The organism is Streptomyces sp. NRRL WC-3549 (assembly GCF_000721935.1).
In the GTDB taxonomy this organism is placed as follows: Bacteria; Actinomycetota; Actinomycetes; order Streptomycetales; family Streptomycetaceae; genus Streptomyces.
In genome coordinates, this window is the sequence record NZ_KL585444.1 from 4495 (window position 1) to 4835 (window position 341).

1 protein-coding gene is annotated in these 341 nt (G+C 73.9%); it reads right to left on the minus strand.

Annotated elements, in window-relative coordinates:
* A partial coding sequence (locus IH13_RS0134150) for a transketolase-like TK C-terminal-containing protein (protein ID WP_031090706.1) occupies positions 1 to 341 on the minus strand: 341 nt, incomplete at both ends.

A 341-nucleotide genomic window follows, 5' to 3' on the forward strand; every position in this document is an offset into this window, starting at 1 on the left:
GCGCGCCGCCGCGACGGCTTCGGCCGTGATGCCGAACTCCTGGTAGAGCCGCTGGTAGTCGGCGGACGCTCCGTAGTGTTCGAGGCTCACGATGCGGCCCGCGTCGCCGACCACCTCACGCCAGCCCTGGCCGACGGCGGCCTCGACGCTGACCCGGGCGCGGACGGCGGGCGGCAGCACCTGGTCCTGGTAGGACGCGGGCTGCTCGGCGAACCATTCGCGGCAGGGCATGGAGACCACGCGGACGCTCATACCCTCGCCGGTGAGGGCGGTGCGCGCCTCCAGCGCGATGTGCACCTCCGAGCCGGTGGCCACCAGGATGACGTCGGGCTCCGGCTCCG